This window comes from Paraburkholderia sp. C35 (assembly GCF_003121405.1).
In the GTDB taxonomy this organism is placed as follows: domain Bacteria; phylum Pseudomonadota; class Gammaproteobacteria; order Burkholderiales; family Burkholderiaceae; genus Paraburkholderia.
Window position 1 is genome coordinate 25,426 of record NZ_QBUY01000008.1, and the last position, 20,897, is coordinate 46,322.

Genomic DNA, 20,897 nt, shown 5'->3' on the forward strand with positions numbered 1-20,897 from the left:
ACGCGATGAACGAACCGATCCTTGTGCGCCGCGAAGGCGCCGTGCAGGTGCTGTCTTTCAACAACCCGGCGGCACGCAACGCGCTCACGGCTGAAGTGTACAAAGCGCTGCCCGTCGCGCTCCAGCAGGCACAGCGCGATGCCGGAACGGGCGCGATCGTGCTGACGGGCGTTGGCAACGCGTTCTGCGCGGGCGGCGATCTGAACCGCCTCGCACAACGCCGTGCGATGCCGCCATCCGAACGGCGCGCGGGTATCGAAAGCCTGCACGACATGATTCGCTCGATCCGCGATTGCAGCAAGCCGGTGATCGCCGCCGTCGAAGGAGCGGCAGCGGGCGCGGGTCTATCGATTGCGCTTGCCTGCGATCTGCTGGTCGCCGCGCGCAATGCGTCGTTCTCGGTGGCGTACGTCAAGGTCGGTCTGTCGCCCGATGGCGGCGCGACGGCGTTTCTCTCCGGCGTCGTGTCCCGTCAGCTGATGACCGAGTTGTGCCTGACAGGCCGGCCCGTAACGGGCGAACGGATGCACGCGCTCGGCGTTGCCAACCGGCTGACGGAGCAGGGCAGCGCGCTCAGCGAGGCACTCGCGATCGCGCAATCGCTCGCGGCCGGCCCGGAACGGGCGATCAGCCGGATCAAGCGTCTGTGCCGTCAGGCAGGCGACAACTCGCTCGAGGCACAACTCGATCTCGAAGCCGACTTCATGGCGGAGTCGCTTGGCGACGACGAAGCCGCCGAAGGCATCGCCGCCTTCTTCGACAAGCGCGCGGCGGATTTTGCCGCCTTGCGTCGCGCGCCGGATGCGCAGATGCAATGAACGCACGCCCTGTCATCACTCTCGTCATAGCGGAATGGTCATGTCGAATCTGAATTCCTCCTTGCCGCTCGCCGGCGTTCGCGTTCTCGATCTGTCGCGCGTGCTCGCCGGCCCCTGGTGCGGGATGGTGCTCGGCGACCTGGGCGCGGAGATCATCAAGGTCGAGCACCCGAAGCGAGGCGACGACACGCGCGACTTTGGCGTGCGCATCGGCAGCACGGAAACGGCGTACTTCAACAGCGTCAACCGCAACAAGCGCTCGGTGTGTCTCGATCTGCAAACGGAAGAAGGGCAGCGGATCGCGCGTGAGCTCGCGCAGCAATGCGATGTCGTGATCCAGAACTTCAAGTTCGGTGGCGCGGAAAAACTCGGCCTCGGCTACGAACAATTGAAAGAGCAAAACGAGCGGCTGATCTACTGCTCGATCTCCGGCTACGACCGGCACGGGCCCGAAGCCGCGCGGCCCGGCTACGACATCGTCGTGCAGGGCGAAGCGGGACTGATGGCGCTCAACGGCGAGGCCAGCCAGCCGCCTTTGAAGTTCGGCATCGCCGCCGTCGATCTGTTCACCGGGATGTACTCGGCCCAGGCCATTCTGGCGGCGCTGTTCGAACGCCAGAAGACGGACAAAGGCCGCCACATCGAAATGTCGCTGTTCGATTGCGGGGTGATGATCACCTCCTACTGCGGGCTGGAATCGATGCTGATAGGCAACGACCCGCCGCGCTACGGCAATGCGCATCCGTCGATCGTGCCGTACGGTGTGTTCGACGCTGCCGACGGTCCTGTCGTGATCGCGGTCGGCAACAACGGACAGTACGAACGCTTCTGCCGCAAAGTCATCGAGCGCCCGGATCTGGTTGAAGGAGAACGGTTCTGTACCAATGTCGTGCGAGCGGCCAACCGCGCAGCACTGGTGCCGGAACTCACGCGCGAGATCGGCCTGCGAACGCGCGAGGATCTGCTCCAGCGTCTGCGGCAGGCAGGGATACCGTGCGGGGAAGTGTTCGGGCTGCACGAGGCGTTGACTTCGAAGCGCGCGAAGGAAGGCGGACTCGTGACGACCTTCATGCATCCCGAAGCAGGTAGCACACACGTGCTTGCGCCGCCGTACCGTTTCGACGGTGAGCGTCTGCCCGTGAGAAGTGCCCCGCCCCAACTCGGCGAAGGCACCCACGATGTGCTTCAGTCGCTGCTCGGCGTGTCCCGCGAGCAACTTGCGCAACTGAAGGCGGAAGGCGTCGTTTGACGTTGCCTTGCGCCTGACTATCTGGTGGACCGTTTCATGAGTCAGATCGTGTTTCGAAATGCCGTGAATGACCTGTTCGGCACGCGGCTGCCCATTGTCGCGGGCGGCTTGATGTGGCTCGCCGATGCGAACTACGTCGCCGCTGCGTCTCGCGCGGGGATCATCGGTTTCATCACGGCAGCGAGTTTTCCCGAACCGCAGGCGCTGCGCGAGGAAATCCGCCGCTGCCGCGACCTGTGCGAGGGCGGCCCGTTCGGCGTCAATGTGTCGATGCTGCCCAAGCTCGTGCCGGGCGAGAAGACGCTTGAAGTGTTCGAACTGATCGTCGATGAAGGCGTGAAATTCGTCGAGACCTCCGGGCGCAGTCCCGAAGCTTTCCTGCCGATGCTCAAGGCAGCCGGCATCAAGGTGCTGCACAAGGTGCCTGCCGTGCGCTTCGCCGTGAAGGCGGCGGCGCTCGGCGTGGATGTCGTGTCGATTGTCGGCGCGGAATGCGGCGGCCATCCGGGGCTCGACATGGTGGGGTCGTTTGTCAACGCGGCGTGGGCGGAAAGCCAGCTGGACATTCCGTATCTGATCGGCGGCGGCATTGGCCGCGGCTCGCAACTCGCCGCGGCGCTGGCGATGGGGGCGTCGGGCGTGGTGGTCGGCACGCGCTTTGCCGTCGCCGAGGAAATCTGGGCGCATGACGATTACAAGCAACGCCTCGTGGAAGCGGGGCCCACCGATACGGAACTGAGCATGCAGTCCGTGCGCAATACCGTGCGCACGCTGCGCAACGACACGACAGAGGCCGTGAAAGCCTTCGAAGTGCAAAACCCCGATCTGACCATTCAGGATCTGATGCCGATGGTCTCCGGCAAGATCGGACGCAACGCGTACGTCACGGGCGACTGGAAGAAAGGGCTGCTGGCGGCAGGGCAATCGCTGGCCTTCGTCGATCGCATCGAACCGCTCGCCGATATCGTGCGGCGTTTCGAAACCGATATGCGCCTCGCCCTGGGACGGCTGGCCATCAACTAGCACACGTGCGTTGAGCCGATGAACTCGCCGAAGTACAGACGCTGCCGCAGCGAGCTCACATAAAAACAGCATCGAGCCAACGAAGCTCATTCCATCCGTCAACGACGACAACCGCAGACAAAGGCAGGAGACAGCCATGCAGCACGACACCATCGATTCGATCAAGGCAAGCCCCGCGTACCGGCGGCTCGTCGCGTCACGCCGCCGCGTCAGCTTCACGCTGACGGCGCTGATGATACTCACCTACTATGGCTTCATTTCGTTCGTCGCGCTCGCGCCGAATCTGCTTGCGCATCCTCTCTATGCAGGCGCGACGACGACGGTCGGCATCGTCGTGGGCGTGGCGATCGTGCTGATCGCAATCGGGATGACGGGCTGGTACGTGATGCACGCGAACCGCACGCTCGACCCGTCGATGCACGCGCTCCTCGCCAACGCACGCAAGGGAGACTGAGCGATGAAGCTGATCCGTTTCCTCGCAGGCGCGAGTCTGGGCTGCATCGCTACGCTTGCTCGCGCGTCGGGCGTCGAAGGTGCCGTGCCCGATCATGTCGAACTGAACCCGGTTGCCATCGGCATGTTCCTGCTGTTCGTGCTCGTTACGCTCGGCATTACGCGTTGGGCCTCGCGCAGGACGCGCACGACGAAAGATTTCTATAGCGCGGGCGGCGGCATCTCCGGCTTCCAGAACGGCCTGGCGATTGCGGGCGATTACATGTCGGCGGCGTCGTTTCTGGGGCTATCCGGCATGGTGTATCTGTTCGGGTTCGACGGGCTGATCTATTCGATCGGCTTTCTGGTTGGCTGGCCGTTCGTGATGTTTCTGCTCGCCGAACCCTTGCGCAACCTCGGCAAGTTTACCTTTGTCGATGTAGTTGCTTACCGTTTCGAGCAGGCGCCGATCCGGTTGCTCACGGCGAGCACCTCGCTCGTGGTGGTGATCTTCTATCTGGTCGTGCAGATGGTTGGCGCGGGCAAGCTGATCCAGTTGCTGTTCGGCTTGCAATACTGGGTGGCGGAAGTGATCGTCGGTGCGTTGATGGTGATTTACGTATTCTTCGGCGGCATGACGGCGACTACGTGGGTGCAGATCATCAAGGCCGTGCTGCTGCTGTGCGGCGCCACCTTCATGGCCGTGACCGCGCTGGCGCAATTCGGCTTCAGCCCCGACGAAATGTTCCGGCGCGCGGTCGAAGTGCATCCCGACACGCTCAGCATCATGGCGCCGGGCAAGCTGCTGAAAGACCCGCTCAACGCGTTGTCGCTCGGTATCGCGCTGATGTTCGGCACGGCGGGCTTCCCGCACATCCTGATGCGCTTCTTCACGGTGCCGAGCGCGAAGGAGGCGCGCAAGTCCGTGTTCGTCGCCACGGGTTTTATCGGCTATTTCTATCTGCTGACCTTCGTGATCGGCTTCTCGGCGATTGCGCTGCTTGCCCAGCATCCCGAGTTCTTCAAGACAGCCGCCGACGGCCATTTCAATCTGACGCGCGATCTGCTGGGCGGCTCGAACATGGTGGCCGTCAAGCTGGCGCAAGCCGTGGGTGGCAACCTGTTCTATGGCTTTATCGCCGCGGTGACCTTCGCGACGATACTCGCCGTCGTGGCGGGACTGACGCTCTCGGGCGCGACCGCCGTGTCGCATGATTTGTACGCCTGCTGGCTTGCGCGCGGCAAACCCAACGAAGCGCACGAGATGCGCATCTCGCGCATCGCGACCTTGACGCTGAGCGTGATTGCGATTGCGCTCGGCATTCTGTTCGAGCATGTCAACGTGGCGTTTCTCGTGGGACTGGTAGCGGCCGTCGCGGCCAGTGCCAACTTCCCGGTGCTGGTGTCGTCGATTTTCTGGCGCGGCATGACGACGCGCGGCGCGGTGCTGGGCGGCAGTCTGGGCCTGATTTCTTCCGTGCTGCTCACGCTGCTGTCGAAATCGATGTGGGTCGATCTGCTGCATCACGCTCACGCGCTGGTTTTTCTCGACAATCCCGCGCTAGTGTCGGTGCCGCTTGCGTTTGCCGGCATCTGGCTTTTCTCGACGCTCGATCAGAACGCGCGCGCAAAGCGGGAGCGCGAAGCGTTCGAATTGCAGGAGTTTTATGGGCAAACGGGGTTGCTGGCGGCGAAGGCTGTCGAGCATTGAGCCAGGCGCGTCGCGTTGTAATCGAATAGCGGTCAGAGTCCGGTCAACGCTTCGTGCAGCGTTGACCGGAACTGCTGCACTGCCGGCGACAGATACGTCTTCCTTTTATAGACAAGCCGGATCCTGCTTTCGAACTGCGCTGTTTCATAGGGCAGTGCGGCGAGGTCGCGACCGGCCCAGGTTTGCAGCATCTGTTCCGTGAGCATCGTGATCAGATCGCTGTTGCGCAGCAAGGAGGTCAGCAGCGAGATCGCTGCATCGGTTTCGATCACGGCTTGAGGTGGCGCCAGACCGTGATCGTCGAAATAGCGATCGACGATCTGGCGCAGGCCGTGGCCCGGCATCGGCAGCAGCCACTTTGCTGCGTGCAGCATGCGGGGATCGGCAGGCAGGTGTGCGAGCGGGTGACCCTGCCGCGCGACGATCCGGTAGCGCTGGCTGCCGATTTCGTCGGACTGCAGCTCTTCGTCCGCGATCATGTCGGGCATGAAGCAAAGCGCGAGATCGAGCTGGCCGTCTTTCAGTTCGTCGAACAGCAGCGCCGATACCTGCACGGAAAGCTGGAACGACACCGCGCTTTCGCGTGCCGTGTAGCGGGCGAGTACGGGCAGCAGCGCGGATTCCAGCAAGGCGGGCACCACGCCAATGCGGATCCTGCCCGCCGATGCCGACTTTGCCGCCGCCATTTCCGCGTAGGTTTGCGCAACCGATGCGCCGACCTCGGCTGCGCGCTCGACCAGCACGCGTCCGGCAGCGGTCAGTTCGACGCCACGGCCCTGACGGTCGACGAGCCGTGTATCGAACTCGGCTTCGAGCCGCTGCAGGATCTTCGACACGGCAGACTGTGTGAGTCCCGTTTTCTGCGCAACCCGGTGCAGATTGCGCGTTTGCGCGAGCACCGAGAACACGCGTAGATCTTCGATTCTCATCTGTTGTCTGTCTGTATGCCGTGACCGTTGGCGAAATCCCACTCTAGCCGAAAACCATCTGGCGCGGCACCGTGATTCCTGGCAGGAATCAAACGGCGCCGCACCTTCAGCGCAGCGCGCGACACAATCCCGGTGTCACGTTTCGTTCGATTGAAGGGAGGGCCTCTTGTCCGACATGTCCAGGGCGGCTGCATGTGGGAGCGATGCGCCCATGTCGTCCGCGAATCGCATCGCAATGATCGCGATCATGCTGGCCGTCGCGCTGGCAACACTCGATACCGCCATCGCCAACACGGCGTTGCCTGCCATTGCTCGCGATCTTCACTCGACGCCCGCGCAATCGGTATGGGTCGTGAATGCCTATCAACTCGCGATGGTCGCAACCATCTTGCCGTTCGCCGCGCTGGGCGACGTGGTGGGGCACAGGCGTGTCTATATCGGCGGGCTGGCGCTGTTCACGGCGGCATCGCTCGCGTGTGCCGCCACACCGACCTTGCCGCTGCTGGCTGCCGCGCGATTCCTGCAAGGCGTGGGCGGCAGCGCGATCACCAGCGTCAGCATCGCGCTCGTCAGTGCGCTGTATCCGCGGCATCAGCTTGGACGCGGCGTCGGCGTGAATTCTCTCGTGGTTGGCGTGTCGGTGGCGGTCGGTCCGACGATTGCGTCGCTGATCCTTTCCATGGCTTCGTGGTCGTGGCTCTTCACGATCAACGTGCCGCTCGGGTTGATCGGACTGGCGTTTGCGTTGCCGGCCTTGCCGCGAACCGCCACGAGCGCGCATCGATTCGATCCCGTCGCGGCGTTGTTGAGCGTCGTCGCGTTTGGGGCGCTGATCTTTGCACTCGGGGAAGGAGGGCAGCAGGCGCCCGCGATGTATGTGATCGGCGCACTTGCTGTCGCGATGGGTTTCGGCTCGTGGTTGATGCTGCGCGAAGCAGGACGCGTCGCGCCGATGTTGCCGGTGGATTTGCTCAGACGGCCCGTGTTCGCGCTTTCAGCCGTCACGGCAGTGTGTGCGTTCGCCGCGCAGGGTCTTGCGTTCGTGTCGCTGCCGTTTTATTTCGTCGATGTGATGCATCGTAGTCAGATCGAGACGGGCTTTCTGATTACACCCTGGCCTGTCGTCGTGGCGATAGCGGCGCCTGTCGCGGGACGATTGTCGGATCGCTATCCGCCGGGCGCGCTGGGTGCGGCGGGGTTGGCTTGTCTGTGTGCGGGACTGGTGTTGCTGACGTTGATGCCCGCGCACCCGTCCGTGTTTGCGATTGGAGCACGGATGGCGATCTGCGGTGTTGGCTTCGGGCTGTATCAGTCGCCGAACATCAAGGCGTTGATGGCGAGCGCACCGCGCACACGCAGTGGTGGCGCAAGCGGTGTGGTCGCCCTGTCGCGACTGATTGGACAGACCACGGGGGCAGCACTGGTCGCGTTGTGTTTTGGTGTGGCTGGGCGACATGGGCCGGTTCTCGCGTTGGCGGGCGGGGCGATGTTTGCGGCGGTCGGCGGTGTCGTTAGCGGGGTGCGCTTGCTGGCGCTGTCGCACCGGTTGGGAGACGCGCAGGAGTGACAACGCACCAGTAGACGAGTGCGATCCTGTCTTGGCCACCTGCAGCCGCCGCACGCGCGGCCCGCAGGTGCGCATCCCGCCTTACCCCTCCAATTCGCCCACGTACGCAAGTCCGCGTCACGCCCAGGGAAAACCCCAAACCCAAAACGCAAAATACACTTTGATCTTCTTTCGACTCGAAACTAAACTCTTTCGAAACAAAAGACTTTTCTTTCGAGATTCGGAGACATGCTCGCAAACAAGAGTTCCCTGCGGCGGCGGCTGCAAATCGTCGAACTGGTCCGCAAGCGTGGAGAAGTGTCGGTTGAAGAACTCAGCCAGGCGTTCGATGTGTCGAGCGTCACGATCCGCACTGACCTGACGTATCTGGAGCAGCAGCGCTATCTGGTGCGCTCGTTCGGCAAGGCGCGCTACCTCGCGCAAAAGCCCGGCGAAAACGTGCTGGTTCCCGTCGCGGACGGCGCAACCCAAAAGGCGTCGGAGACGACGATCGCGCGTTTCGCCGCCGAGGCCGTCGACGATCACGAGTCGTTGATGATGGGTGCCGGCGAGATCGTTCACAAGATCCTGCCGTTCCTCTCCGACCGTTCGAATCTGGCGCTGCTGATGCAGGACATCGGCATGGCGCAGACAGCACAACGTTTCCTGCACTGCGAGTTGCATCTGACGGGCGGTCAACTGGAACTGGGCGCGACGGCAATGACCGGCCCCGATACCGAGGCATCCGTCACGAGGCGATCGATCGATCTTTGCTTTCTCGAAGCCTCAGGCCTCGACCGTGACGGCAATCTTCTGTGTGCCGATCCCGCGATGGCCCGAGTGTTTCAGGCGGCACGGCAAGCTGCCTCGCGGACCGTCGTCGTGGCGTATCAGCCGCAGCTCAATGAGCGCGAAGGCGAGGTTTTCGCGAATGTCGCTGACGTCGATGCACTGCTGATCGACGACGGCATCGATCCGCCCACGATGGAGCTGATGCCGCGCAAAGGTCTTGAGCTTCATAGAAGGGAAAGCGGAATCCTCGAATTCCGCAAGCCGTCGAACGCAACCTGATTCCGTGAATCAGGTTGGGATTGGGCATCGGTCGAACCGGCCAGATGTCGGATCACGCCTAGTTCTAACGTGATTGTGGAAGGCGCCGGACCGGTTCGTCGCCATTTATTTCAATGTCCTAACGAAGAAGCGTCATGGCCAACACTGAACTGCACAAAGCGGGCTACATCCTGACGATGGGCGAAATCCTGGTCGAGATCATGGCGACCGAGCGCGGACAGTCGTTCCGTCAGCCCGGCACGTTGATCGGGCCTTATGCCAGTGGCGCACCCGCGATCTTCATCGACCAGGTCGCGAAAGTGGGCAGCCGCTGCGCAATGATCGGCTGCGTCGGCGACGACGACTTTGGCGCACTCAACGTCGAGCGGTTGCGCGCAGACGGTGTCAATGTGTCAGGCATTTCCGTCATCAAGACGGCCACGACGGGCAGTGCATTCGTGACGTATCGCGAGAACGGCGATCGCGATTTCATCTACAACATCGCGAACAGTGCCTCTGGTCATCTGTCCGTCGGTAACATTCGCGACGATCTGCTCAAGCAGTGCAATCACTTTCATGTGATGGGTTCATCGCTGTTTTCGTTTCGCATCATCGAGGCGATGAAGAAGGTGATCGAGACGGTAAAAGGGCATGGCGGCACGGTCAGCTTCGATCCGAATATCCGCAAGGAGATGCTCCGTATTCCCGAGATGCGTGAAGCGCTCGACTTCATTCTCGACTACACGGACGTATTTTTGCCCAGTGGCCACGAAGTCATGCTGCTTGCCAGCGCAAGCAGCGAGCAGGGCGCGATTGACGAGTTGTTGAAGCGGGGCGTGCGCGAAGTGGTAGTCAAACGCGGCAAGGATGGGTGTGGCTATTACGACGGCACAACCGCATTGAATTTCCCTGCCGTGTCTGTCACGGAGGTTGATCCGACGGGCGCTGGCGACTGTTTTGGTGCGACGTACATCGCATGCCGTGCACAGGGCTTCGGACTCGAGAAAGCACTCAGCTATGCCTGCGCCGCTGGCGCGCGCGCTGTGACCTTCCGTGGACCGATGGAAGGGACGGCAACCCTGGCCGAACTCGATGCCTTTATTGCCAATCCCTCGGAGCAGTCTCATGGCTAACGTGGTGTCACGTCTCTATGCCGATGAGGGCGCGGCGAAGCAGCTGAAAGGCATCTACGCGATCTGTTCGGCGCATCCGTGGGTTCTCGCCGCGGCGATGAAGCAGGCGCTTGCGGACGGCACGCCGTTGCTGATCGAATCGACGTCGAATCAGGTCGATCAGTTCGGCGGCTATACAGGCATGAAACCCGCCGACTTTGTGCGCTTTGTCCATCTGATTGCAGATCGCGTCGGCCTGCCGCGCACCCGGTTGATCCTCGGCGGCGACCACCTGGGTCCGAACGCATGGAGAAGCCTGCCAGCAGAAGAGGCCATGCAACGCGCAGAAGCCCTCATCGACGCGTATGTATCGGCGGGGTTCAGCAAGATTCACCTCGATACCAGCATGAGTTGCGGTGATGACCCCGTGCGGCTGTCGGATGATGTCGTCGCCGCGCGCGCCTCGCGACTTTGCGCAATTGCGGAGGCGGCCGCCGAACGCGAGGGCATCGGCCAGAAGCCCGTCTACATCATCGGCACGGAGGTGCCCGTGCCAGGCGGTGCCGCTGAAGAACTGGAAACGGTGGAGGTCACCAGTCATGATGCGGCGCTCGATACGGTCGCCGTCCACCGCAACGCGTGGCGCGAGCGCCATCTCGACGACGCATGGCAGCGAGTCATCGCACTCGTTGTCCAGCCAGGCGTGGAATTCGATCACACTAAAGTCGTCGATTACAAACCGGAACTCGCGACAAGGCTTTCAAGCGTTCTCAACGAATTGCCCGGCATGGTTTTCGAGGCACATTCCACTGACTATCAGACGCCGGAAGCGCTGACAGCACTCGTGCGCGATGGCTTTGCAATTCTGAAAGTCGGTCCGGGCGTCACGTTCGCGCTGCGCGAGGCTTTGTATGCGCTCGCAGATATCGAAAATGAACTCATCGTTCCGGACGCAAGGTCACATCTCCGGGAAGTGGTGGAGAAAGTGATGCTCGCCAAACCCGGCAACTGGGAATAGTACTACCACGGCAGCGACCATGACAAGCAGTTGCTGAGAACCTATAGCTATAGCGATCGCGTTCGTTACTACTGGGCCGACCCGGAAATAGACGAAGCGGCCAACCGACTGATCAGCAATCTGAGCGATGTCGCGATTCCGGAAAACCTGCTGAGCCGCTACCTGCCCGAGCAATACTGGCAACTCAGGCGTGGCCAGATAGACGCTACCCCTATGAGTCTTGTTCTCAGCCGGATCCGCGAAGTGATCGGTGTCTATGCGGCGGCGTGCAGGGCGTGATGTCCTTGCAGGTTATCTGCCTGACGTAGCAGCATAGAAGGCATACACGAGAAGAAATCGATCCACGCATACTATGTAGTATTCCTAGTTAAATAGAACATCAATTGCAATGTTCTACATCAGGAGATAAGGCATGCAGCTGAAAGACAAGATCGCCATTGTGACGGGCGGAGAAACGGGTATTGGCGAATCGGTTTGCCGACGCTATCTGAATGAAGGTGCCAAGGTCGTCGTGGTGGATGTGAAGCCCAGATCCGCGCTCGAAGCGACCTATGCAGATGTTGAGAAGAGCAACCTGCTACTGCTCCAGGCCGACGTCACGCAGCGCGACAGTATCGAAGCGATTGTGAGTTCCACTGTCGACCGGTTCGGGCGTATCGACATTCTGTTCAATAACGCCGCTGTGTTCGACATGCGTCCTCTACTCGACGAGTCGTGGGAGATCTTCGACAGGATCTTCGCGGTCAACGTAAAGGGGATGTTTTTCCTGATGCAGCGAGTCGCACAACAGATGGTCGATCAGGGCAGTGGCGGAAAGATCATCAACATGGCGTCTCAAGCCGGACGTCGCGGCGAAGCGCTCGTTTCACACTACTGCGCAAGCAAGGCTGCTGTCATCAGTTATACACAGTCGGCTGCGCTTGCACTTGCACCTCATCGCATCAACGTCAACGGCATTGCGCCAGGCGTGATCGACACGCCGATGTGGAAAGACGTCGATGCACTCTTTGCGCGCTATGAGAATCGGGCAATCGGCGAGAAGAAGCGTCTGGTCGGCGAGTCCGTTCCATTGGGTCGCATGGGACGGCCAGACGATCTGACGGGCGCGGCTGTCTTCCTCGCTTCGGCAGACGCGGACTACATCACTGCCCAGACGCTCAACGTAGATGGAGGGAACTGGATGAGCTAGTGACGTAACGCGTCAGGCTAATGACGCAGTTCGATTCGACTTTGCAGGCCATTTCCTCGCCCAATCTGCGGGAGAACATTGTGATTACCCATTCGAACACGGCTTATCGTTTTGCCGATACTGTTGTCGCCATTACCGGTGCGGCGGCCGGAATCGGCAAAACGACAGCCTCACTATTTGCGCAAGCGGGTGCTTCCGTTGCGTTGCTGGATATGTCTCCCGCCGTCTCCGAGTTTGCGTCGGCGCTAGGGCCGATGCATCAGGGATGGACTGTCGATGTCAGCGATGCCGATGCAGTCGCGCGTGTCGCACGGCAAGTTATCGAACGGTTCGGCCGCGTGGATGTGCTGGTCAATAACGCGGGTATCGGACCCTTGGCGCCCGCGGAAAATTTTCCGTTGACGACCTGGGACAAAACCATTGCCGTCAATCTCAGCGGTCCATTTCTGGTGGCCCGCGCGTTCGCGCCAGGCATGCTCGCGCGCAAGCAGGGAAGAATCATCAATCTCGCGTCGCAGGCGGCTGTGATCGGCATCGAGGGGCATCTCGCCTATTGCGCGAGCAAGGCCGGCGTGCTCGGGCTGACCAATTGCATGGCGCTCGAATGGGGACCGCACGGTGTCACGGTCAATGCGATCTCGCCGACCGTCGTTGAAACGGAACTCGGATTGACGGGGTGGGCGGGAGAAAAAGGCGATCGTGCGCGTGCGACGATCCCGACTCGCCGGTTTGCGAAACCAGATGAAATTGCTTCCGCGATTCTTTATCTGGCCAGTGGTGAAGCAGCCATGATCAATGGTGCAAATCTTCTTATCGACGGTGGATACACCATCACGTGAGGTGCGCAAAGCAGTGCGGAAATAGCAGTCCTGAAGCCGGTTCTCCGTGCAAAGGAAGTCCCGGCATGAAGTCCATTCTGGATGGAAACTGAGGAGACGAAAATGAATGCGAAATCTTATATCAATCGCCGTGTTCTGCCTGCGCTCTGCAAACGCCTGGCCATGGCAGCTGCGGTTTGCGGCATGCTGGGCGCAAGCGCAGCAAATGCCACAACACTGACGATAGGCGTTCCCAACAACAACGATCAGCTTGAGTTAAAAAAGCTCTCTGCAGCATTCGAGAAAGCGAATCCGGATATCAAGCTCAATTGGCTGATTCTCGAAGAGAACGTGCTGCGTCAGAGATTGACAACGGACATTACCACCAATAGCGGCCAGTTCGACGTGCTCATGATTGGTTTATATGAAGCGCCGCTTTGGGCGAAACGTGGTTGGCTCGTTCCGCTGAACAATCTGCCGGCGGATTACGATGTCAACGATCTGTTCAAGACGGTTCGCGATGGTTTGTCCTATAACGGCACACTCTATGCGCTGCCCTTCAACGCAGAGAGTTCCATGACGTTTTACCGCAAGGATCTGTTCGCCGCGAAAGGCCTGACCATGCCTGCCCAGCCGACCTATGAACAGATCGCGCAGTTTGCCGACAAGCTGACCGACAAGGCCAATGGAACCTATGGCATCTGTTTGCGTGGCAAGGCGGGATGGGGCGAGAACATGGCGTATGTCGGCACGCTCGTCAACACATACGGCGGCCGCTGGTTCGACGAGAAGTGGCAACCGCAGCTCACATCGCCGGAATGGAAGAATGCGATTACGTTTTACGTGAACCTGCTGAAACGTGATGGTGCGCCCGGCGCCAGTTCAAACGGATTCAACGAGAATCTCTCGCTGATGACGGCAGGAAAATGCGCGATGTGGGTGGATGCCACCACGGCGGCAGGCATTGTCTATAACCCGAAGGAATCTTCTGTTGCAGACAAGATAGGTTTTGCAGCGGCGCCCGTGCAGGCCACGCCGAACGGATCGCACTGGCTCTGGTCGTGGGCCTTTGCTGTTCCCAAAACATCGCGCTCGCAGGATGCCGCGAAGAAGTTCATTGAATGGGCGACGTCGAAGGAGTACATCAAGATGGTCGGCTCGGATCTGGGCTGGGCGTCGTTGCCTCCGGGCACCCGCGTTTCGACATATCAGATTGCCGAGTACATGCAGGCAGCGCCCTTCGCCGAGTTCGTGCGCAAGGCAATTGAAACTGCCGATCCTACGCATCCGACGGCAAAGCCCGTTCCGTACACAGGCGTGCAGTTCGTGGCGATCCCTGAATTCCAGTCGTTCGGCACAATTGTCGGACAGAGCATTGCTGGCGCGCTGGCCGGGCAGTCGTCGGTGGATCAGGCGCTCCAGGCGGGTCAGGCAGCGACGGAACGCGCAGTGCGCCAGGCTGGATATCTGAAGTAGAGCCGAGGTGTCATGAAGTTGTGGCGCTGGCAACAGTCAGCGCCACAACCACACCGTCAACCCGCGAAAATAGTCTCAGGCAATCCGCGCACACCCGGCATCTGGATCGCGAACAGCGAGCCCGAAAGCGGGGCACTCTTGAGCACGTCCTGCGCGAGCCGCACGCGTGCACTCGTCACATAGAGCACATCCAGATTGGGGCCACCGAAGCAGCAACTCGTCGGGCGCGGCACGGGCATACGGATACGTGTCATCTCGCGGCCTTCGGGATCGAAGCGCGCGACGCACCACTCGTCCCACATGGCAACCCACAGGCAGCCTTCCGCATCGACGGTCAATCCATCAGGCGAACCCGCCGATGCGTCGAACGAGATCAGCGGCCGGCGATTGTCGATCGTGCCGCTGATAAAGTCGAAGTCGTACTGGAAAACGAGCTTGCGGTGCGAATCGGTGAAATACATGCGCGTGTTGTCCGGACTCCAGCCAAGCCCGTTCGCGACCGTGAAGCCGGTATCCATCTTGCGCCACGCGCCGTCCGCTTCGACCTTGAACAGATTGCCGCGATTCGGGGCCGCGCCCATGTCCATCGTGCCAACCCAGAGCCGTCCCATCCGATCGCACTTGCCGTCGTTGTAACGGTTGCCGGGCCGGTCGGACTCGGGATGCGACAGACGTGTTTGCGTGCCGCTGTCGTCGATGGTCATCAGCCCGTTGGGCGTAGCGATCAGCAGGCCACCCGTCGCTTTGGGAATCACCAGGCTCACCATCGAACCCAGCTTGGTTTCCGTGTCTTTGCCCGTCGCGACATCGAAACGATGAATCGCGGGCGTCAGGATGTCGACCCAGTACAGCGCATCGTCGCGCGGCGACCAGAGCGGTCCTTCGCCCAGCAGCGACGGAACCTGGCTGACACAGCGCACCTCGGTGTTCGATTGCGCTTCCGGTTGTCCTTTGGACGAGATCGACATCGAGCGGCCGCCCGCGTTGTGCGAAATCTTGCGCGCCGCGCCGATGACAGCCGCCGAGAGGCTGTGCGCACGCGTCTCATCGAGTTCGGCCAGCTTGCCGGAGATCGCTACCGCGCCGACGGGCCGCTGCTCGAAATCGAACACGGGCGCGGCCAGCGCGACTGTGTCCGGCGAGCTTTCGCAGACGGCAATGGCGTAGCCGCGTGAGCGCGTCAGATCGAGTTCGCTTCTGAGTGCGACGATCGACGTGAGGGTGCGCGGGCCGAGCGGCGGCAGCGTGATCGATTCGAGCAACTGTTGCTGCTGGCTGGTGTCGAGCCAGGCCATCATCGCCTTGCCGACCGCACTCGCATGCAGCGGCAGCCGCTCGCCGACGCCCGGCGCAAGCCGCACCGATTGCCGCGCCTGTTCCCCCGCGATCACTACCGCGCTCAGGCCTTCGAGCACGACGAGATGCACGGATTCGCCTGTCTGGTCGCGCAGCAGCAGCAACTCATCTTGTGCCGCCACCCGCAGGTCGAAGTCGCTCCAGACTTCGTGCGCGAGTTCGAGAAAACGCAGGCCGAGACGAAAGGTCTTGCTGCCCGCGTCGTGCTGCAGAAGGCCTTCGCGCTGCAACGTGGCAAGAATGCGGTGCAGCGTGGCGCGCGGCATCCCGCATGCGTGCAGCAACTGCGTGAACGTCATCGGCGCGGGCGCCTTCGACACGATATTCAGCAGCGCCATCGCCTTCTCCAGCACGCCGATGCCCGCTGTGCCTTTTTCAGCGACCACGACGGCTTCAGCGGCTGCCTTGGCACCCGCACGCTTCGCTGCTGCCGGCTCAGCCGGCAGTTTGTCTCTCACGGTGTTCAAGTTATGGGATCGCCGGGTGGCAAAAGAGGTTTTCGACCGATTGTACGCTGAAAGTCCATTTCTCACACCGGTTGTTCTATTCAATGGAACTCCCATACATTTGCAGCAGCCCGGACATGCGGTTCGGGCGCGCAACGCCCGATGCGCGGCCTGCTCGCTGTTCCGATAGCCGGACGCGACGCCATCCGCTTGGTTCCGGTCGCACGCGGGGTCTGATAGCATGCGCTGCAAACAAGACAGGCGTGCCGCCGCCATACACCCGATCATGCTCGAAGACGAATCCCCTGCTCAAACCGCCGGCTCCGCCGGGCTGGGCGTGCTCGACAAGGCGCTGGCGCTATTGAACGTCGTGTCGGCAAAACGCGGCCCGATGAGCTTCACCGATCTCCAGCACGCGTCCGCGCTGCCCAAGTCCACCTTGCACCGCCTCACGCAGACACTCGTGCGCGAAGGTCTGCTGCGCTACGACGGCTACACCAAAAAGTTCCAGCTAGGCTTGCGCCTGCTCGAAATGGCGCACAAGGTGTGGAGCGACTTCGACCTGCGCGTCGCCGCGCAAGACACGCTGACCTCACTGCGCGACGCGCTGGGCGAGACGGTGCAGCTTGCCGTGCTGAATGGCGACGCAGTCGTGATCGTCGCCAGCGCCGATGCGGCCCACGACATGGCGCGCACGTCGATGGTCGGCATGCCGTTGCCCATCCATGCGACAGCGGCGGGCAAAGCAATCGTTGCCAATCTCGATCCCGCGCAATCGTCGCGGCTGATCGAGCGGCTGGATTTGCAACGCCATACGGAGCGCACCCTCGCGACAGCCGGCGCGCTACGCGACGAACTCGATCTGGTGCGGGCGCGCGGCTATGCGATCGAAGACGGCGAGCACGCGGACCACAGCGTGTCGATCGCCGCACCGATCTTCGATTACGAAGGCAGGCCGATCGGCGCCATCACCGTGACGGGCAACGACGCCCGGCTCGACGGTGAGCGTCTGCATGGCCTGAGCGCTGCGCTGATCGGTGCCGCGCGCGGCATTTCCCATTCGGCCGTCGGCGCGGCCATGTCGATTGCGCCGCGTGAGCGGCCAAAGCAGGCGCCCGCCGCCGAGGTGCGGTGCGTGACGGAAGCGCGCGCGCTGCTCGGCGAAGGGCCGATCTGGTCGCCGCGCGACAACGCGCTGTACTGGGTCGCCATCCTGATGCCGTCGGTGCACACCTATCGCGCCGCGGACGGTACGGCGGCGGAAATCCGGCTGGGCTCGATGGCAAGCGTGGCGATCCCGAAGTCGTCGGGCGGCCTCTTGCTGGCCACGCCCGGAGGACTGATGAGCTTCGATCCCGCCACGCGGCGCATGACGCAACTGTGTCATCCCGAGGCCGACCGTCCTGCCAACCGCTTCAACGACGGCAAATGCGACCGGCGCGGCCGCCTGTGGGTCGCGTCGATGGACATGGCGACGGCGCTCAACCGTGGCAGCCTGTTCCGCGTCGAAGCGGACGGATCCTGGCGCAAGATGGATACGGGCTTTACGGTGCCGAACGGGCTGGGCTGGAGCCCCGACGACACCCGCATGTACTTTATCGATACCTTCCGCCGGGTGCTCTACGAATACGACTTCGACCTGATGTCGGGCAGCATGTCGAACCGGCGTGTGCTGATCGAGTTTGCGCCATCGGAAGGCCGCGCGGACGGGCTGACCGTCGACGACGAAGGCTGCATCTGGATCGCGATGTGGGACGCCTGGCATGTGGTGCGCTACGCACCCGATGGCCGCGAAATCCAGCGTATCCGCATGCCGGTGCCGCGCCCGACCAGTTGCTGTTTCGGCGGCCCGAATCTCGACACGCTCTACGTGACGAGCGCTTCCGTGCGTTTGTCGGAACAGGCGCTCGCCGAAGCGCCGTTGTCCGGCTCGCTGTTCGCGATGGAAATTCCCGGCGTGCGCGGCTTGCCCGAGGTCACCTTCGCAGGCTAGGCGCGCGCAGCGCGCCGCCGTCCTGATATTCGCGCCGCTGGCCGGCGCGGGGCCGCTTTTCGAACGGCTTTCTGAATTCTCCCTCACTTGGTTCCATTCATTGGGACTTTCCCGCTAAATCCTGCATAAGACTGCGGCGCTACACTGCGCTGCATGTGCTTGCCAATGACCGCCCGAGGCGGTTCCCGCCTACGTTTTCTCCCGTTTTGCTGCGACTCTGCGGCAGGTTGGGCCGCGCGCGCATACGGGACATCCCTGGCTGCAAGCCACTTCCATTCGTCCCATTCAGTGATAGACTTCGCTCCACGTTGTTCCAATGAATGGAACATCAAACGAGGAGGAGACCAGCCAGAATGAAAGCAAAACAACAGTTGCTCGTCTTGGCGACGGCAGCTTTGGGGGCGTCGTCGGTGATGGCCCAGTCCAGCGTGACGCTGTACGGCATCGTCGATCTCGAAGTCGGCAAGTACGACGGCAGCACCGCGATCCGTGAGAACACGGGCGCGACGAGCCGCTGGGGTTTGAAGGGTTCGGAAGATCTCGGCGGCGGATATCGGGCGGTCTTCTGGCTGGAGCAGCAGTTCAACCCGAACGACGGCACGTTCTACAACTCCAGTTCGTTCTTCAGTGGCCGCTCGACAGTTGGGCTGGAAGGCTGGTTCGGTCACTTCGTGGTGGGCCGCGACGTCAACGCGAGCCACTACGTCGAATCGAGTGCCGATCCGTTCGGTCAGGACGGGCTGGTCGCGGGTTATGGCGCACGCGGTGGCATCTCGCAGGCCAACGGCGGCCCCGGTCAGATCGATACCGTGCGGACCAACAACTCGGCCAACTATGTGTACACGTGGGCGAACCTGACCTTGCGCGCGATGGTGGCCGCGCGCGACAGCAACATCCAGGGCGGGGCAGGGAGCATCCCGTATTCGACCTCGCTGGTTTATGAAGACCCGAAGCTGAAGTTCGGCGTGTCGTGGATCCGGCCGCAAAACTACAACGCGCATTGGGCCTACACGGCAGGCCAGTACGACCTCGGCTTCGTGCGGCTCTATGGCGGCTACGGTTTCGGCCAGAACACGTTCCAGCAGGTGATGCACAACCAGATGGCCGGTTTCGCGATACCGACTGGCCCCTACGGCATGGTGCGCGGCACGTTCTCGCATTCGACCGCGGATGGCCACACGATCCAGTGCCGCAGCGTGCTCGGCTATGTGTATTTCCTGTCGAAGCGCACCTCGGTTTATGTCGATGGCGTGTATGACGCCAACGCGGGCAAGTACACGTACCGCACGAACAGCACGACGGGCGCGAGCGGCTGGCAGCCGACAGGCACGTCGTCGAGTGGAACGGGCTTCACGGTGGGCATGAAGCAGGCGTTCTGATGCGCCGCTGCTGCGCTGCGCGGGAAGAGGCGTTGAAGCAGACGGCAATCAACAGATGATCAGGAGGTAACTTGGTTACACGCAGACAGTTCATCGGTGCGGTGGCAGTCGCATCGGGATTCACAGCAGCCGGGGTGAAGGCGCAGACCCGTGGCATCACGTACGTCGGCTGGTCGCAGGACGAGGCGGCGAGCAAGCCGACACTGGCCGCGCTGTTCAACGGCTATCGGCAGAGTGCGGGTGTCTCGCTCGATACCGTCGGTTATCCGTGGGCGCAGATGCAGCAGAACGTGCTGCTGCGCCTGCGCTCGGGCCAACCGATGGACGTCGTGCAACTGAACGAGCGCTGGGTGCCGCAATTCGCCTCGACGAACCGGCTGGTCGACATCGACAGCGTGTTCGGCGCCGCGCAGTTGAACAGCCGCATCAGCAAGGGCGTGCTGGAACTCGGCGAGTATCACGGCAAGCAGATGGGGTTGCCCTGGTCGGCGGGTTCGATCGGCATGGTCGCCAATGGCAAGGTGCTGCAAGGCGCAGGTTTGACGGCGCCGCCCGCAACCGTCGATGAATTCGTCGGCGCGCTCAAGGCGATCAAGAAGGCGAACCCCGGCGCCGTGCCTTATGCGATGGCAACCAAGAACAACAACGCGCTGAGTCCCGACTTCCAGGTGGGGCTGTGGACTTTCGGCGGCAGGCTATTCGACGACAGCGGCAAGGTTGCCGTGAACAGTCCGGCGGGCGTGAAGGCGCTCACGTTCATGGCCGGCCTCGTCAAGGATGGGCTCGCTGCCAAAGACGTCGATCGTCCCGACGCGCGCCGTATGTTTGCGCAATACCAGACCGGCTTCTATAACGATGCGCCATTGGCGCGCGGCTTCGCGCGCAGCAACTCGGGCCTCGGCGACAAGTTCGATCCGCTCGTCGTCGCGATGCCGACGCCGGTGCCGCGCAAGGGCGATACGCCGCGCTCGCTTGCGTGGGGTCATCTGCTGAGCATCTTCAGCGACGGCAAGCAGAAGATCGATGCGAATTCGCCGCAAGCGAAGCTGCTCGCGTACCTCGCGCTCAACGACGATTCGCAGTTGCGCATCTACAAGGACATCGGCCTGTTTCCGGTGACGAACAGCGCGCTCGCCAAGCTTTCTGCCGATCCGTATGTGTCGGTGTGGTCGAACGCGGCGCGCAGCGCGACCCGCGACGAGACATCGTTCTGGCCGAATTCGGCGGCGCTCACCACGGCAATCGGCGAAGAAGTGCAGGCCGCGCTGCTCGCGCAGAAGTCGCCGCAGGAAGCGATCGACAGCATGAGCAAGCGCTTGCAGGATCAGACAGCAGGCGTGACGAGGTTCTGA

16 protein-coding genes and 1 pseudogene are annotated in these 20,897 nt (G+C 62.1%); 15 read left to right on the top strand and 2 right to left on the bottom strand.

The window, feature by feature from the left end; genetic code table 11:
• Nucleotides 1-5 precede the first annotated feature (5 nt).
• From DK391_RS07465 to DK391_RS07485, 5 genes are all read left to right on the top strand, one after another.
• Nucleotides 6-818: an enoyl-CoA hydratase gene (locus DK391_RS07465; protein WP_109477363.1), complete on the top strand. Its 813-nt coding sequence runs from the start codon at nt 6-8 to the stop codon at nt 816-818.
• A 40-nt stretch (nt 819-858) separates the two neighbouring features.
• Nucleotides 859-2,067 carry a CoA transferase gene (locus tag DK391_RS07470; RefSeq protein WP_109477488.1) on the top strand — a complete coding sequence of 403 codons (1,209 nt, stop codon included), beginning with the start codon at nt 859-861 and terminating at the stop codon, nt 2,065-2,067.
• Nucleotides 2,068-2,103: 36 nt separating this feature from the next.
• Nucleotides 2,104-3,090 carry a nitronate monooxygenase gene (locus tag DK391_RS07475; protein ID WP_109477489.1) on the top strand — a complete coding sequence of 329 codons (987 nt, stop codon included), beginning with the start codon at nt 2,104-2,106 and terminating at the stop codon, nt 3,088-3,090.
• A gap of 136 nt (nt 3,091-3,226) precedes the next feature.
• A complete protein-coding gene (locus tag DK391_RS07480; protein ID WP_109477364.1) occupies nt 3,227-3,544 on the top strand; it encodes a DUF485 domain-containing protein in 318 nt (105 codons plus the stop codon).
• 3 nt (nt 3,545-3,547) lie between these two features.
• Nucleotides 3,548-5,233 carry a cation acetate symporter gene (locus DK391_RS07485; protein WP_109477365.1) on the top strand — a complete coding sequence of 562 codons (1,686 nt, stop codon included), beginning with the start codon at nt 3,548-3,550 and terminating at the stop codon, nt 5,231-5,233.
• 32 nt (nt 5,234-5,265) lie between these two features.
• Here DK391_RS07485 and DK391_RS07490 read toward each other — a convergent pair whose 3' ends face one another.
• Nucleotides 5,266-6,162 (bottom strand): LysR family transcriptional regulator, encoded by an 897-nt coding sequence (locus tag DK391_RS07490; protein ID WP_109477366.1) that lies wholly within the window; start codon nt 6,160-6,162, stop codon nt 5,266-5,268.
• 211 nt (nt 6,163-6,373) lie between these two features.
• On the opposite strand from DK391_RS07490, the gene DK391_RS07495 reads away from it, so the two are divergent.
• The 7 genes and pseudogenes from DK391_RS07495 (at nt 6,374) to DK391_RS07525 (ending at nt 14,371) form a co-directional block, all read left to right on the top strand.
• Nucleotides 6,374-7,729, top strand: coding sequence for an MFS transporter (locus tag DK391_RS07495; protein ID WP_204117308.1), 1,356 nt, complete (start codon nt 6,374-6,376; stop codon nt 7,727-7,729).
• A gap of 228 nt (nt 7,730-7,957) precedes the next feature.
• Nucleotides 7,958-8,779, top strand: a complete 822-nt coding sequence (locus tag DK391_RS07500) for a DeoR/GlpR family DNA-binding transcription regulator (RefSeq protein ID WP_109477368.1) — start codon at nt 7,958-7,960, stop codon at nt 8,777-8,779.
• A gap of 134 nt (nt 8,780-8,913) precedes the next feature.
• Nucleotides 8,914-9,891, top strand: coding sequence for a sugar kinase (locus DK391_RS07505; RefSeq protein ID WP_109477369.1), 978 nt, complete (start codon nt 8,914-8,916; stop codon nt 9,889-9,891).
• A pseudogene (locus tag DK391_RS07510) lies at nt 9,884-11,167 on the top strand (D-tagatose-bisphosphate aldolase, class II, non-catalytic subunit). The gene DK391_RS07505 and the pseudogene DK391_RS07510 overlap by 8 nt, the downstream one beginning before the upstream one ends.
• Nucleotides 11,168-11,300: 133 nt before the next feature.
• Nucleotides 11,301-12,077, top strand: coding sequence for an L-iditol 2-dehydrogenase (locus DK391_RS07515; protein ID WP_109477370.1), 777 nt, complete (start codon nt 11,301-11,303; stop codon nt 12,075-12,077).
• Between the two features lie 20 nt (nt 12,078-12,097).
• Nucleotides 12,098-12,916 (top strand): SDR family oxidoreductase, encoded by an 819-nt coding sequence (locus DK391_RS07520; RefSeq protein WP_109477371.1) that lies wholly within the window; start codon nt 12,098-12,100, stop codon nt 12,914-12,916.
• A 162-nt stretch (nt 12,917-13,078) separates the two neighbouring features.
• Nucleotides 13,079-14,371 carry a sugar ABC transporter substrate-binding protein gene (locus DK391_RS07525; protein ID WP_109477490.1) on the top strand — a complete coding sequence of 431 codons (1,293 nt, stop codon included), beginning with the start codon at nt 13,079-13,081 and terminating at the stop codon, nt 14,369-14,371.
• Between the two features lie 56 nt (nt 14,372-14,427).
• Here DK391_RS07525 and DK391_RS07530 read toward each other — a convergent pair whose 3' ends face one another.
• Nucleotides 14,428-16,185, bottom strand: a complete 1,758-nt coding sequence (locus tag DK391_RS07530; protein ID WP_239482749.1) for an SMP-30/gluconolactonase/LRE family protein — start codon at nt 16,183-16,185, stop codon at nt 14,428-14,430.
• 229 nt (nt 16,186-16,414) lie between these two features.
• Between DK391_RS07530 and DK391_RS07535 the strand changes: the two genes are divergently transcribed.
• From DK391_RS07535 to DK391_RS07545, 3 genes are all read left to right on the top strand, one after another.
• Nucleotides 16,415-18,166 carry an SMP-30/gluconolactonase/LRE family protein gene (locus DK391_RS07535; RefSeq protein WP_239482744.1) on the top strand — a complete coding sequence of 584 codons (1,752 nt, stop codon included), beginning with the start codon at nt 16,415-16,417 and terminating at the stop codon, nt 18,164-18,166.
• Nucleotides 18,167-18,519: 353 nt separating this feature from the next.
• Nucleotides 18,520-19,545, top strand: a complete 1,026-nt coding sequence (locus DK391_RS07540; RefSeq protein ID WP_162600730.1) for a porin — start codon at nt 18,520-18,522, stop codon at nt 19,543-19,545.
• A 71-nt stretch (nt 19,546-19,616) separates the two neighbouring features.
• Nucleotides 19,617-20,897 carry a sugar ABC transporter substrate-binding protein gene (locus tag DK391_RS07545; RefSeq protein WP_109477373.1) on the top strand — a complete coding sequence of 427 codons (1,281 nt, stop codon included), beginning with the start codon at nt 19,617-19,619 and terminating at the stop codon, nt 20,895-20,897.

Bases quoted from the DNA above. Each gene is read 5' to 3' on its own strand.
- DK391_RS07500 (WP_109477368.1), top strand. From the start codon at position 7,958: ATGCTCGCAAACAAGAGTTCCCTGCGGCGGCGGCTGCAAATCGTCGAA.
- DK391_RS07465 (WP_109477363.1), top strand. From the start codon at position 6: ATGAACGAACCGATCCTTGTGCGCCGCGAAGGCGCCGTGCAGGTGCTG.
- DK391_RS07475 (WP_109477489.1), top strand. From the start codon at position 2,104: ATGAGTCAGATCGTGTTTCGAAATGCCGTGAATGACCTGTTCGGCACG.
- DK391_RS07505 (WP_109477369.1), top strand. From the start codon at position 8,914: ATGGCCAACACTGAACTGCACAAAGCGGGCTACATCCTGACGATGGGC.
- DK391_RS07540 (WP_162600730.1), top strand. From the start codon at position 18,520: ATGAAAGCAAAACAACAGTTGCTCGTCTTGGCGACGGCAGCTTTGGGG.
- DK391_RS07515 (WP_109477370.1), top strand. From the start codon at position 11,301: ATGCAGCTGAAAGACAAGATCGCCATTGTGACGGGCGGAGAAACGGGT.
- DK391_RS07535 (WP_239482744.1), top strand. From the start codon at position 16,415: ATGCGCTGCAAACAAGACAGGCGTGCCGCCGCCATACACCCGATCATG.
- DK391_RS07490 (WP_109477366.1), bottom strand. From the start codon at position 6,162: ATGAGAATCGAAGATCTACGCGTGTTCTCGGTGCTCGCGCAAACGCGC.
- DK391_RS07470 (WP_109477488.1), top strand. From the start codon at position 859: ATGTCGAATCTGAATTCCTCCTTGCCGCTCGCCGGCGTTCGCGTTCTC.
- DK391_RS07520 (WP_109477371.1), top strand. From the start codon at position 12,098: ATGACGCAGTTCGATTCGACTTTGCAGGCCATTTCCTCGCCCAATCTG.
- DK391_RS07495 (WP_204117308.1), top strand. From the start codon at position 6,374: ATGTCGTCCGCGAATCGCATCGCAATGATCGCGATCATGCTGGCCGTC.
- DK391_RS07480 (WP_109477364.1), top strand. From the start codon at position 3,227: ATGCAGCACGACACCATCGATTCGATCAAGGCAAGCCCCGCGTACCGG.
- DK391_RS07525 (WP_109477490.1), top strand. From the start codon at position 13,079: ATGGCAGCTGCGGTTTGCGGCATGCTGGGCGCAAGCGCAGCAAATGCC.
- DK391_RS07485 (WP_109477365.1), top strand. From the start codon at position 3,548: ATGAAGCTGATCCGTTTCCTCGCAGGCGCGAGTCTGGGCTGCATCGCT.